12 protein-coding genes are annotated in these 12658 nt (G+C 37.9%); 7 read left to right on the forward strand and 5 right to left on the reverse strand.

The window, feature by feature from the left end; all coding sequences use genetic code 11:
• Both hscA and fdx read left to right on the forward strand, forming a co-directional pair.
• The gene (hscA, locus tag FIT79_RS04570; protein WP_139876093.1) at positions 1-1866 is read left to right on the forward strand and encodes a Fe-S protein assembly chaperone HscA; all 1866 of its coding nucleotides are present in this window, start codon (positions 1-3) and stop codon (positions 1864-1866) included.
• A 1-nt stretch (position 1867) separates the two neighbouring features.
• Positions 1868-2203 carry an ISC system 2Fe-2S type ferredoxin gene (gene fdx, locus FIT79_RS04575; RefSeq protein ID WP_139875786.1) on the forward strand — a complete coding sequence of 112 codons (336 nt, stop codon included), beginning with the start codon at positions 1868-1870 and terminating at the stop codon, positions 2201-2203.
• Here fdx and ppk1 read toward each other — a convergent pair.
• Positions 2200-4314: a polyphosphate kinase 1 gene (gene ppk1, locus FIT79_RS04580; RefSeq protein WP_139875787.1), complete on the reverse strand. Its 2115-nt coding sequence runs from the start codon at positions 4312-4314 to the stop codon at positions 2200-2202. The genes fdx and ppk1 overlap by 4 nt on opposite strands.
• Before the next feature lie 93 nt (positions 4315-4407).
• Between ppk1 and FIT79_RS04585 the strand changes: the two genes are divergently transcribed.
• A complete protein-coding gene (locus tag FIT79_RS04585; protein ID WP_139875788.1) occupies positions 4408-6036 on the forward strand; it encodes a Ppx/GppA phosphatase family protein in 1629 nt (542 codons plus the stop codon).
• Here FIT79_RS04585 and FIT79_RS04590 read toward each other — a convergent pair.
• The 3 genes from FIT79_RS04590 to FIT79_RS04600 form a co-directional block, all read right to left on the reverse strand.
• On the reverse strand, positions 6033-7244 hold the full coding sequence (locus FIT79_RS04590; RefSeq protein ID WP_139875789.1) for a glycosyltransferase: 1212 nt from the start codon (positions 7242-7244) through the stop codon (positions 6033-6035). The genes FIT79_RS04585 and FIT79_RS04590 overlap by 4 nt on opposite strands.
• Positions 7245-7757, reverse strand: coding sequence for a phosphatase PAP2 family protein (locus FIT79_RS04595; protein WP_223260785.1), 513 nt, complete (start codon positions 7755-7757; stop codon positions 7245-7247).
• Between the two features lie 80 nt (positions 7758-7837).
• Positions 7838-8557 (reverse strand): lysophospholipid acyltransferase family protein, encoded by a 720-nt coding sequence (locus FIT79_RS04600; protein WP_139875791.1) that lies wholly within the window; start codon positions 8555-8557, stop codon positions 7838-7840.
• 86 nt (positions 8558-8643) lie between these two features.
• Between FIT79_RS04600 and FIT79_RS04605 the strand changes: the two genes are divergently transcribed.
• The 3 genes from FIT79_RS04605 to FIT79_RS04615 all read left to right on the forward strand — a co-directional run bounded on the left by FIT79_RS04605 (position 8644) and on the right by FIT79_RS04615 (position 11122).
• Positions 8644-9387 carry a UDP-2,3-diacylglucosamine diphosphatase gene (locus tag FIT79_RS04605; protein WP_139871810.1) on the forward strand — a complete coding sequence of 248 codons (744 nt, stop codon included), beginning with the start codon at positions 8644-8646 and terminating at the stop codon, positions 9385-9387.
• 74 nt (positions 9388-9461) lie between these two features.
• A complete protein-coding gene (locus tag FIT79_RS04610; protein ID WP_139875792.1) occupies positions 9462-10259 on the forward strand; it encodes a GNAT family N-acetyltransferase in 798 nt (265 codons plus the stop codon).
• Between the two features lie 158 nt (positions 10260-10417).
• Positions 10418-11122 (forward strand): hypothetical protein, encoded by a 705-nt coding sequence (locus tag FIT79_RS04615; protein ID WP_139875793.1) that lies wholly within the window; start codon positions 10418-10420, stop codon positions 11120-11122.
• A gap of 23 nt (positions 11123-11145) precedes the next feature.
• On the opposite strand, the gene FIT79_RS04620 is transcribed toward FIT79_RS04615, so the two are convergent.
• Complete coding sequence (locus FIT79_RS04620) at positions 11146-12123, reverse strand: glycosyltransferase (RefSeq protein WP_139875794.1); 978 nt, start codon at positions 12121-12123, stop codon at positions 11146-11148.
• Positions 12124-12244: 121 nt separating this feature from the next.
• On the opposite strand from FIT79_RS04620, the gene FIT79_RS04625 reads away from it, so the two are divergent.
• Positions 12245-12613: a diacylglycerol kinase gene (locus tag FIT79_RS04625; RefSeq protein ID WP_139875795.1), complete on the forward strand. Its 369-nt coding sequence runs from the start codon at positions 12245-12247 to the stop codon at positions 12611-12613.
• Positions 12614-12658 lie beyond the last annotated feature (45 nt).

Consider the following 12658-nt stretch of genomic DNA (forward strand, 5'->3'; position numbering starts at 1 on the left):
ATGGCACTTCTTCAAATCGCAGAACCTGGACAAAGTACACTGCCCCACCAGCACAAGCTCGCAGTGGGTATTGATTTGGGCACGACAAATTCTCTTGTAGCAAGCGTTCAAAGCGGGCTTCCAACCATCTTAAAAGATATGGATGAGCATAAGCTTATTCCCTCGATCGTCTATTACGGTAAAAATGAAACTAAAGTAGGTCAGGAAGCATTACCCTATTTATCCACTGACGCTAAAAATACGATCGTGTCAGTGAAACGCTTTATGGGCCACGCGCTCTCTGATATTCAATACCGAGAATCACTTCCTTATGAATTTAGTGGATCGAGTGCTGATATTCAAATTAAAACTAGCCAAGGATATAAACATCCTATTGAAATTTCATCTGATATCTTAAAAAAATTAAAAGATACAGCTGAAGTTTCTTTATGTGGTGAAATTACAGGCGCGGTCATTACGGTCCCCGCCTATTTTGATGATGCTCAGAGGCAAGCCACAAAAGATGCTGCAAAATTAGCAGGACTCAATGTATTAAGACTCATTAATGAACCTACAGCAGCAGCGGTTGCATATGGTCTCGATCAGAAAAAGGAAGGCACCTTCGTTATTTATGATTTAGGGGGTGGAACATTTGATGTCTCTATATTAAAACTTCATAAGGGTGTTTTTGAAGTCCTAGCTACGAATGGTCATCCTCATTTAGGTGGCGATGACTTTGATCAAGCGATAGCCGAGATGATAAGACAAGAGAATCAACTCGATCAGCTTTCACATGAAGATAAGCGCTCTTTAATCACGCATGCTAAAACATTAAAAGAAAATCTCACAGAGAGTTTATCTGCCAAAACAATCATCAAGCTTTCAAGTGGCAAGGAAATTATATTTTCCCTAGATCGAGATACTTTCTTTAAAGCCACACATGATCTTGCACAAAAAACGATTCAGCCTATCCGTCGCGCTTTAAGTGACGCTAAATTATCAATAGATTCGATTGATGGCGTTGTGATGGTGGGAGGGGCTACACGCATGCCTCATATACAATCCGAAATTAAAAATTTCTTTAAGAAAGATTTACTTAACGATCTCAACCCAGATGAAGTGGTAGCGCTAGGTGCTGCAAGACAAGCGCATACACTAGCTGGTAATAAATCAGATCAGGATTTACTTCTTCTTGATGTGACCCCTTTATCTTTGGGTATTGAAACCATGGGTGGTTTAGTTGAAAAGATTATCCACAGAAATTCCACAATACCGATTGCTAAAGCACAGGAATTTACGACATATAAAGATGGACAGACAGCTATGTCGATCCACGTATTACAAGGTGAGCGTGAGCGTGTATCTGATTGTAGATCGCTTGCCAACTTTACCCTAACAGGTATTCCGCCTATGGTGGCAGGTGCTGCAAAAATTCGTGTGGCTTTTCAGATTGATGCAGATGGGTTGCTCTCGGTATCAGCCTCTGAGTTATCTACAAATAAAGAAACAAGCATGACTGTCAAACCTTCATTCGGCTTATCTGAAGAACAAATTACAAGCATGCTAAAACAGTCATTTGAAAAGGCGAGTGAAGATAAAGAGATTCGTATACTCGGTGAGGCTAAAATTGAAGGAGAACAAATTATCACCGCAGTTCAAAATGCATTAGATAAAAATGGTAGTCAATTATTATCAGATGATGAAATCAAGAAAATTGAATCTGCAATGCTTTTACTTTCATCTTCACTTCAACTCGATGATCCTGACTTAATTATCAGCCATACTAAAAACTTAAATACCCTCACTGAATCCTTCGCAGCAATGCTCATGGATGAATCGGTAGATAAAGCTCTTAAAGGTCAGTCAATAGATAAGGTAAACTTGTAACATGCCAAAAATTATTATTTTGCCTCATTTTGAAATTTGCCCTAACGGTGAAGTGATTGACGCTAAACCAGGACTTTCTATTTGTGAGAATTTACTGCAAAACCACATTGACATAGAGCATGCTTGTGATCAAGTATGTGCTTGTACGACTTGCCACGTGATTGTGCGCGAGGGTTTTGATACATTAAATCAAGCGGATGATTTAGAAGAAGATCTTCTTGATAAAGCCTGGGGGTTAGAACCTAAATCGAGACTTTCCTGTCAGGCGATAGTTGATCAGCACGACCTCACAATTGAAATTCCTCGTTACACTATCAACATGGCAAAAGAAGGTTAGGTTTTAAGTTTTCTTTTTGTCGGTTGAGCCGCAGCACTATACTTAAGTAATAAATTCTGCTGACCTGATAATTTAACGTTTGAAGATGGTATGGATTGTTTGTAAAGTCCATCGGCATTCATATTCCAGCTCGAAACATCCTTCAGCAATTCATTTAAACCTTCATTAATTACTTTTTGTTTTAATTCAGGATCGAGTATAGGAAATGCCACTTCAATTCTTCGAAATAAGTTGCGATCCATCCAGTCAGCCGAAGATAAATAAACTTCTTCCTTGCCATGCGCATAAAAATAAAAAATACGGTGGTGCTCTAAAAATTGTCCCACGATAGATCGCACACGAATATTTTCAGAGAGTCCTTTGACTTTGGGCTTAAGTGCACATACACCTCGCACAATCAAATCAATCTTGACACCCGCTTGTGATGCTTTATAGAGTTCATTAATGACAGCAGGCTCTAAAAGTGAATTGACTTTTGCAACAATTCTTGCGGGTTTGCCTAACTTTGCTGCCTTAGCCTCATTTTGGATGTGCTTCACAATCTGATCAAACATCGTGAATGGTGAATGCCATAAAGACTTCAGTTTGATTAAGCGGCTCGTACCTGTAAGTTGCATAAATATCTTATGTACATCATCACAAATCGATATATTTGATGTCATTAGGCCAAAATCTGTATATAACTTTGCTGTTCTTGGATGGTAGTTTCCAGTACCTAAATGAACATAGCGTTTTAAGATGTGCTCTGGTTTTCTTTTACTTTTTGCCGGCAGTAATTCTTTTCGCACAATCATGATCATCTTGGCGTGACATTTGTGCTTCACCACACCATAAACAACGTGAGCACCGACTTCTTCTAACTTAGCAGCCCATGAAATATTTGTCTCTTCATCAAAGCGCGCTAAGAGTTCTACAATCACCGTCACCTCTTTACCGTTCTTAGCTGCTTCAATGAGAGCATCCATGACGGGCGATATATTACCTGTTCGATAAATGGTTTGTTTGATGGCTAGAACATCGGGGTCCTTTGAAGCTGTCTTAAGTAAATTTAAAACGGGCTCAAAACTTTCGTAAGGGTGGTGAAGTAAAACGTCTCTCGTTTTTAGTTCGTCAAAGATAGTGCCTTTGATGAGAGGTAACTTCGGCGTATGGGCTGGAAACTTTAGATCGGGTCTATTCACAATGTCAGCTACTTGCATCAGTCGCATTAAATTTACAGGGCCATCAACGCGGTAACAATCTTCAGGATTTAAATCACAAGATTTTCTTAAATATTTAAGGAGATGATCTGGAATATCTGAAGATATCTCGAGCCTAACCGCATCGCCCAAATGTCTTGTGGATAACTCTCCCTTTAAAGATTCTTTTAAATCGGAAATGTCGTCATCGGATACAAATAAATCTGAATTTCTTGTGACTCTAAATTGATAACATCCTGTAATTTTCATGCCCGGAAAAAGCTCATGCACAAATGATTGCATAAATGTCGATAAGATCACAATCCCGTAAGGTTTTTGGCTGATGCGAGCTGGCATTTGAATGACACGAGGTATTGATCTTGGTGCCTGAACTACTGCTAATTTCGGCGTCCTCCCAAAATCGTCTTTGCCTTCTAGCGTCACAAAAAAGTTCAAGCTTTTATTAATGACTTTAGGAAAAGGATGTGCGGGATCTAAAACAATAGGCGTAAGAAGTGGGACTAATTCTTTTTCAAAATAGGTTTTAGCCCAGCGATGTTGGCTTGGTGTCCATGCACTTTCAAAATGAAGGTGAATACCTTCCCTCTCAAGTCTCGGTAAAATATCTTTCTGAAATATTTTGTATTTATGGCTAACAAGTGTTTGTGTTTCTTTCACAATGTTTAAATACGCATCGCCTACTATGAGGCCATCTTGTGTCTTGCTTTTAGGATTTTTTCTTAACTGTTCTTTTAGGACCGCGATACGAATTTCAAAAAACTCATCCATATTACTGGAAACAATACAAATATATTTTAGGCGCTCTAAAAGTGGTATTTTGAGATTTTGAGCCAAAGAAAGGACGCGTCGGTTAAATTCGAGCGCCCCTAATTCACGATTTAATAAATTAAGTTTAGATTTCACAGCATTCATACTATCATTGTGATTAATGAATGTGACATTTACATGACATTTATAAGATATGTCATCGATATGTCACAAACTTGATTTAAATTAGCGTCCTTTATGATCTTACCTAAACTCAAAACAGAAAAATCTCCAGAACACGTCAACGGCTTATATGCCTCTATTGATCTAGGATCCAATAGTTTTAGGATGATGATCGCTAAAATTAACTACCTTCCTACAGGCGTTCAATTTCAGACTATTGATACCCTAAGAGACACGGTAAGGCTTGCCGGTGGTCTTAATAAAGATAATGAATTGAGCGAAGAATCGATGACTAAGGCGCTGGCTGCCATTTTAAGATTTGGTGACCGTCTTCGTAGCTTTAGTCCTAATCAAGTTGTAGCGGTTGCTACCAACACTTTCCGTGTCGCTCGAAATGCCAAAAAATTTGTTGATGAAGCCGAAAAACTTTTAGGTTTCCCCATCGACGTCATTTCAGGTAATGAAGAGGCAAGACTCATCTATATTGGCGCCTCTCATATCGCACCCATGTGCGTTGGCAAACGTCTTGTTTTTGATATTGGTGGTGGCTCTACCGAGATCATTATTGGTGATGGCCACGAGCCCAAGCTTTTAGAGTCGCTTCCTATTGGATGTGTTTCTTTTAGTCAAAGATTTTTTTCGGAAGGTATCGTTGATGAAGAAAATTTTAAAGCAGCTCAAAGCGCTGCCTTAAAAGAAATAAAAACGATCGGTCCTTTCTATAAAAAAATGGGTTGGGAGCAAGCAATTGGTTCCTCAGGCACCGCAAGGGCGATTGCAGAACTTATCGCTCTGAATGGTTTAAGTGGGGAGCCCCACGATCTTCCCGTTGAGGAAACGGGTGGTGTCATCACGCGTCACGGATTAGATCTACTTAAAAAAACTGTGCTTGAAACAAAACATATCGAACGATTAAATTTATTAGGATTAAAAGCGGATCGAAAACCTGTACTTCCCGGAGGTCTCGCTATTATGATTTCAGCCTTTGAGGAATTAGGTATTGAGCATATGGAAATTACTGAAGCCGCGCTTCTTTTTGGCTCACTTCATCATCTGTACGATCAATCTAAAAATGGGGCACATACTAAGAAAAAAGGCATTCTTAAAACGCTGTTTAACTCTTTTGGTAAATTAGAAAATCTAGACAAGAGACACGGGCTTATTGAGCAATTAGGTAAGCGCTTTAATGTAGACGAAGCACAGTTTAAAAGTGTCAACGAGACCGCAGATTTTTTTCTAGATCAATTACCTACCTTCAAAAATGAGGACAGGAAAAATAATCGTAAACTTTTAACCTGGGCGTCATTCTTGCATGAAATTGGTTTGGCGGTATCTCGCACTGACTATCAAAAACATTCAGCTTATATTATTTCTAATGCTGACCTCCCAGGCTTTTCTAGATTGGACCAGGCAAGGTTAGCGGGACTTGTGTTAGGTCATAACGGCAAGCTAAATAAACTTCCTATGAGTGCGGGTTATATCGACTGGCATTTATTGTTCTGCCTAAGGCTTGCCCATGTAGTCTCTAGAAAAAGAGAGAGTGGTGCGTTGCCACTTATAAAAGTGCAACAAAGTCCTAAAGGATTTAAATTAAAAATTTCCAAAGCTTGGTTAGACAAAAACCCATTCATTCAATTTGGACTCAATAAAGAAGCGTCAGACTGGAAAAAGATTGAATGGAAATACGAAATCGAACTTTATTAAGTTGATTCTTTAGCGTTACTGATTCTGGTATCCATGTATCGTGATAAAGAGGACTTTTGATTGATAGTGCTCTTATAAAACTTAGCGACTTTTTTAGCTAAAACACCCGCTCCCCATTTCTCTTGCGCATATTGTCTGCCCTTTTCGCCAATCATCTGACGTTTGGGAGCATCAGAAAGAAGAACACTGACTTTATCTGCAAAGTCATTAATATCATCTTTTGCAATAAGTACGCCCTCACCTTCAATTAAAATCGATTTAGTACCAAGTTCTGCAATAGCGACGACAGCTGTACCTTGAGCCATCGCTTCCAAGAGTACCAGACCTTGTGTTTCACTTTTTGATGCAAATACAAAAATATCCGCTGCTTTATAACAGGCAATTAATTCATGACTGCGATCAAGATAGCCAATCATTCTGACTTTGTTTGAGATGTCTAATTTGTCAATGGAATGTTTAATCGACTCCTCAGCCGGCCCTTCTCCTGTAATGACAAGCAATGCGTCAGGATGTTTTTTAATAAGCTCTACATGCATTTCAAGTAAGAATCCAATATTTTTTTCATGCGCGACACGGCCTACAAATAAAAGCATGGGCTGGGTTAAAGGAATATCATGACTCATACGGAAATGCTCTCCATCCACGCGGGCAAAACTCGAATCATCTAATCCTGTTGCAACCACTTCGGCAGAGGTTTTAATCCCGTATTGTTTTAATACATCTAACATTGGCTTTGAAGGTGAAACAATCCCATCTACCGCATTACATTGTCTTCTTGATATCGTCCTTGCAAGTTTTCTTGAAATAAACTGTGGAATGAAAGGGAGATAGTGATGCAGATAATCTTCAAAGAATGTATGGTAAGTTTCAACTACAGGAATGTCTAATTTTTTACCAAAGTGAATGCCAACATAATGCGCTGTAAATGGCGTATGAATATGAATCACATCAAAATGTTTATCTCTGATCCATGGCAATAAGGCTTTTAATTTACCAAAGTTCATTAAACGATCTTCGGGATCAAAATAAATCTTATGGGAAGGCACTCTAACAATCCATTCCTCTTGTTTATCTTCATCAGTGTAAGAAGGTGCTATGAGTGTGACTTGATGTCCAAGCGCTCTTAATTCTGTTGCAAAGGTATTAATTGAAGTGGATACCCCATTGACTCGAGGGAAAAAAACATCTGAGATAAAAAGTATATTCATTTAAAAAATAAAAAAAGAAATCACTGAAATTAAAATACCGATCAAGGCACCCACCAAAACATCGCTTGGATAATGGAGTCCTAAGATAGGTCTCGATAATCCAATTAAAATAGTAAATGGAATTAAGCCGAGAGATAGCATTGGATAGTAATGAATAGCAACAAGGGTAAATATAACTGCATGTAATGTATGGCCTGAAGGAAAGCTAAATTGATCTAAAGGAATGCTTCTTAAAGAAATTTGCTGATGCACATTGAAAGGGCGTGGACGCAAAGTTCTGGCTTTCAACCACTTATAAATTATGGTACCTGTAAATCCTGCCACTATCATATGAAGGACAGGCAGTAGCGCTTGAGCTTGGTCTATAAACAACATCAAAGCCATGAGGCTGTACCAAAAAAGCCCGTCGCCAAGACGACTAATCGCTTTAAAGAAATTCCTAATGAGAATGTTATGGCTGGTTCTATTAAATGTAATACATAGATGACTATCGACATGATGGAAATGATTCATGTATAACCGAAGCTTATTTGGCATAGTAGTACCCATACATAATAGTTATACGACAAGGGTAATGTTTAATTGTGAAATTTTTATGACAAATTCTGTGATAAATTTTTGTGGATTATTTCTTGTATATAAAAGGCTAACTCTTTCCGGTTTCCTCGAGGTCTTATGGGCTGAAGCACATCCACCTCGACACTGATATCATTCTCATTTTTAATTTTCATAATGGAATCTATAAGCGACATATCACCCACAAATGCCACCTTATCTGAATAGGCGCTCTTCTGTTTATATCTTAGGCATAAAGGCAAAATACTTTTATTTGTGTCAATTGACGCTTGAAATAAATTACTTTTAAAAGGGAGTAGGTATCGCCCATTAGTTGAAGTACCCTCCGGGAAGATACATACCGACCTCTTCATTAAACGTCGCTTCATCTTCTTTAATGCTTTTTTTATGTCTGATACCTTGTCGCGCTTGATAAATATCGTGCCTGTCATTTGGGCCACCCAGCCAAAAAGCGGCCAAGATGCCACATCAGATTTTGCAACAAAAATCGAGGGTTTAATGGATTGAATCACAATGATATCTATCCATGAAATATGGTTAGCCACCATTAAGTATTGCTTTTGGTTAGAAAGAAAGCTATCAAGGCCTAGCACTTCCACTTTAATTTTAAAGATTGATAGAAGCCTCTTACACCAAAACTGAATTATTTTTTCTTGCTGTCTCTTTGTAGAAATAAGAATCAAAAGACACAGCGGAATCACAAACAATATATGTAAAAGTATTTTTAAAATTTTCATGGTCCTATATTAATCATCTTCTATGTCATATTTGTGACACTGTTTTGTCACGAAACTTTCACACTCATCCTATTTAATGTTCACATATGAAACGTTATCGTGCAATTTGGATTTCTGATGTTCATCTTGGCACCACAGAGTGCAAAGCCGATTATCTCCTCGACTTCCTTAAAAACAACACCGCAGAAACCATATATCTTGTGGGCGACATCATTGATGGATGGGCACTAAAGAAAAGGTGGTATTGGCCACAAAAACATAATGATGTCATTCAAAAGCTCCTTCGAAAGGCTCGAAAAGGCTCAAAGGTTGTTTATATTCCAGGAAATCATGACGAACTCGGCCGTCAATTTATCAATATGACATTTGGTGATATTGAAATTAAAAATGATTTAATACACACCACGCTCGATGGTCGAAGATTATGGGTCACGCATGGAGATTTATTCGACAATATCATTGCATGTGCTAAATGGCTTTCATTTGTGGGTGACACGCTTTATTACGTGATCTTAAGAATAAATCATTTCTCGAACACCCTAAGACATAAATATGGCTTTCATTACTGGTCATTTTCTTCTTACATCAAAAATTCAATTAAGAACGTGGTCAAGTATGTCGAGAATTTTGAGGAGCTTATGGCACGAGAAGCTAAGCGAAAAAAGTGTGATGGTGTGATTTGTGGTCATATTCATAAAGCTGCGATAAAAAAGATTGAAGGTGTTGAGTATTATAACGATGGTGACTGGGTTGAAAGCCTTACAGCACTTGTTGAAACTAAGAATGGTAAGTTAAAGCTTGTTGATTGGCATAAGAAGTCATTGTCATAAAAAATTAAAGCTACCTTCACATAAATGAAATATTGCAGTTTTAAAGTAATACAAACTTTCCAGAGGAGCTTGTTATGAGCGAATTAACTTTAGATCCAGCATTACTAAGCGAATTATCAACTCAAAATCAAGAACAACTTCATTCCCATCAGAATCAAAAAGATGCCATCCAAATCTCTTGGGCACAGAACGACAATGAGATTAAAGAAGCTCAACAATTAAGATACAAAGTATTCGCTGAAGAGATGGGTGCTCACTTACCTTCAAACTACGACAAAGTAGATAAAGATGTACTTGATCAGTATTGCGATCACCTTCTTATTCGAGACACAGAAACATTAAAAGTCATAGGTACTTATCGCGCATTACCTCCTCATAAAGCAAGAGAAGCTGGTTTTTATTACTCAGATATGGAATTTAATTTAGATCGCTTGAGCCATCTCTCAGACAAAATGGTTGAAGTAGGCCGATCATGTGTCCATAAAGATTACCGCACGGGTGGTGTCATTATGGCTTTATGGAGTGGATTAGCGCAATACATGAAAAAACATGGCTACGAAGTGATGATTGGTTGTGCAAGCGTTCCTATGGGTGACGGCGGCCACTATGCGGCTAGCTTAGCTAAAAAAATTAATGCTTCACATCTTTCAAGCATTGAGTATCGCGTGACACCAAAACTACCCTTACCTATTCATGAGCTTGATCAGGATTTAGATGTAGAGCCTCCTGCTTTATTAAAAGGGTACTTACGTATTGGCGCTAAGGTCTGTGGCGATCCAGCGTGGGATCCGGACTTTAATACGGCAGATTTTCTAACGATGTTATTCCTCAAAGATATCAATCCGCGTTACGCTAAGCATTTCTTAACTTAATTAAACCTAGTCAAAGCATTTAACACGCTACTATTTCGTCACCTCGATTTTTTGTTCTAACTTATCGAGGCTGATGAAACATCACGAATAGTGGGTAACTACTTGTTCATTACTTTTTAATCTCAATCATTTAATTCAATCCTTTATAATGCGAAGCCATGATAAATAATTTATTAAAAGTACTTGTGATGTTTTTTGGTCTTGGTCTTCTAAATCACGCAGAAGCTGCGAGACCGATGCTCACAGACGATGCTCGCATTGTGGATCCTAAATCTTGTCAGTTAGAAAGTTGGGTGCGAGATTCAAAACATGTTACTGAATATTGGGCGCTTCCTGCGTGTAATGTCGGTGAAAATCTCGAGATGACCATTGGTGGCAGTCTTGAGGGTGAGAACGGTCACTCAAGTTTTGCGAATGAGCTCTATCAAATTAAATCTATTCTCCAACCTATTGCTCTTAATCAAACAGGTTTTTCAATTGTTCTAGGTAATGGAAGAGACCCCAAAAGGACCATGAATAAAGCCATACAAGATTGGTATCTTAATGTGCCTATGAGTTATCCTTACAATGACCGGCTAGTCATACACACCAATTTAGGTGTGACACACCTTACAGATGAGCATAAAGAAAAAATGAATTGGGGATTGTCGAGTGAATACAATTACAACGAGCGTATTGATTTAATCAGTGAAGTATTTAACCAATCCTCTAATAGCACTTTCTTTCAATTTGGATTGCGATATTGGTTAATAAAGAATCGAGCCCAGATTGATACCACGTATATGAATAGCTTTAATCGTTTCGGAGAAGATCAGTCCTTCTCTGTGGGATTGAGGTTATTATCTCTGCCATTTCTGCCATAAAAAAGCAGAACACCCTTCTTAGATTAACTTAATAAATGGCTGTGGAGAATTTGTACGCATTTGTTCCATGACCACTGCTGATTAATGTTAGATGCAATAGTTTTTCGATTGAGCTTTAAACATTTTCTTATATTTTCTTCTAAGTTACTTCCTAAGTAACCCGTTTTACCTTGCTCAACTATATCCTTAGGTCCTGTGACGTTGTATGCTGCAACGGGCAATCCATTCGCAAGGGCTTCAATCATGACAATGCCAAATGTATCTGTCTTGCTTGGGAAACAAAATACATCATGGGATTTATAGGTGTCAGCCAATTCTGAACCAAATCGATAGCCTAAGAAATTAACTTTAGGGAACTTCAATTTAAATTTGTTGAGTAGTGGTCCCTCACCCACAATGGTAATGTCAAACTTATCCTGTAATTCACATAACACTTCTAAATTTTTTTCTTTACTGACTCGTCCTACATAAATAATTTTAGGAGTTTTTGACTTGGGATAGTATTTTTTGCTTATTAAATTCTTTGATACTCCCCTCGTCCACACGAACACATGGTTAAAGCCTTTTTTATTTAACTCTTCCTTGCATGATTGAGAAGGCACCAGAATTGCCTTGCTATCATTATGAAAAACTTTTAGGTAGCTATAAGTTATAAAAAGTGGGATGTGAGCGAGCTTCCACAAATACTCCGGGAACTTGGTGTGGTATCCCGTCGTATAGGGAACCTTATTTAATTTGCAGTAAATCCTTGCTACTAATCCTATGGGACCTTCAGTTCCAATATGAATATGCGTAGGATTTATTTCTTTGATTTTTTTGTAGGCCTTTAATGGCTCATTACACAACTGGACTTCGGGGTACATGGAAATACTTTTCCACTTAAATAATCCCGGGTGAATCACGTAAGTTTTTTTACGAGAGTGTTTGAGAATATTTCTATAGGTGGTAGAAACACCATTTACTTGATCAAAGGAATCTGTTGCGATGATAATCTTGTGCACATGAGATTCTTACAAACAAATATGACAATTTTTTTACGAAATGATAAATATATTTAATTAATTTTTATAATGAATAAAGATTGCTTTAGAATTCACTTTTAAACTTTTAAATTACTAAATTATGAAAAGTCCTTACAAAGGTAAAACGGGCATCAAGCGTTTAACTAACGCATTTACTTACTCAGTTGCAGGAACATTTGCCGCCTTCAAGCATGAGGATGCTTTTAGACAGGAAGTTATCTTAAGCGCTGTTCTTATTCCACTAGCTTTATATCTTGGTCAAACAGGTATTGAACAAGCATTGATGATTGCGAGTATTTTATTAGTTATCATAGTGGAACTATTAAACTCCTCTTTAGAGGCTACGGTTGATCGTATTTCTGTCAAGCGTCACAAACTTTCTAAAAGAGCGAAAGATATCGGAAGTGCTGCAGTCTTCTTTAGCTTAATTAATGCTGCTGTGATCTGGTTCTTGATTCTCGCAAAATAACATCTGCATTAATAATATCATTATAAACATACCCAAAAAATCTTC

Origin of the sequence: Candidatus Methylopumilus universalis, assembly GCF_006365315.1 — a bacterium.
GTDB classification, from domain to species: Bacteria; Pseudomonadota; Gammaproteobacteria; order Burkholderiales; family Methylophilaceae; genus Methylopumilus; species Methylopumilus universalis.

What these genes read in the sequence shown, in the direction of transcription:
- hscA (WP_139876093.1), top strand. Translation starts at nt 1, where the DNA reads ATGGCACTTCTTCAAATCGCAGAACCTGGACAAAGTACACTGCCCCAC.
- fdx (WP_139875786.1), top strand. Translation starts at nt 1,868, where the DNA reads ATGCCAAAAATTATTATTTTGCCTCATTTTGAAATTTGCCCTAACGGT.
- ppk1 (WP_139875787.1), bottom strand. Translation starts at nt 4,314, where the DNA reads ATGAATGCTGTGAAATCTAAACTTAATTTATTAAATCGTGAATTAGGG.
- FIT79_RS04585 (WP_139875788.1), top strand. Translation starts at nt 4,408, where the DNA reads ATGATCTTACCTAAACTCAAAACAGAAAAATCTCCAGAACACGTCAAC.
- FIT79_RS04590 (WP_139875789.1), bottom strand. Translation starts at nt 7,244, where the DNA reads ATGAATATACTTTTTATCTCAGATGTTTTTTTCCCTCGAGTCAATGGG.
- FIT79_RS04595 (WP_223260785.1), bottom strand. Translation starts at nt 7,757, where the DNA reads ATGAATCATTTCCATCATGTCGATAGTCATCTATGTATTACATTTAAT.
- FIT79_RS04600 (WP_139875791.1), bottom strand. Translation starts at nt 8,557, where the DNA reads ATGAAAATTTTAAAAATACTTTTACATATATTGTTTGTGATTCCGCTG.
- FIT79_RS04605 (WP_139871810.1), top strand. Translation starts at nt 8,644, where the DNA reads ATGAAACGTTATCGTGCAATTTGGATTTCTGATGTTCATCTTGGCACC.
- FIT79_RS04610 (WP_139875792.1), top strand. Translation starts at nt 9,462, where the DNA reads ATGAGCGAATTAACTTTAGATCCAGCATTACTAAGCGAATTATCAACT.
- FIT79_RS04615 (WP_139875793.1), top strand. Translation starts at nt 10,418, where the DNA reads ATGATAAATAATTTATTAAAAGTACTTGTGATGTTTTTTGGTCTTGGT.
- FIT79_RS04625 (WP_139875795.1), top strand. Translation starts at nt 12,245, where the DNA reads ATGAAAAGTCCTTACAAAGGTAAAACGGGCATCAAGCGTTTAACTAAC.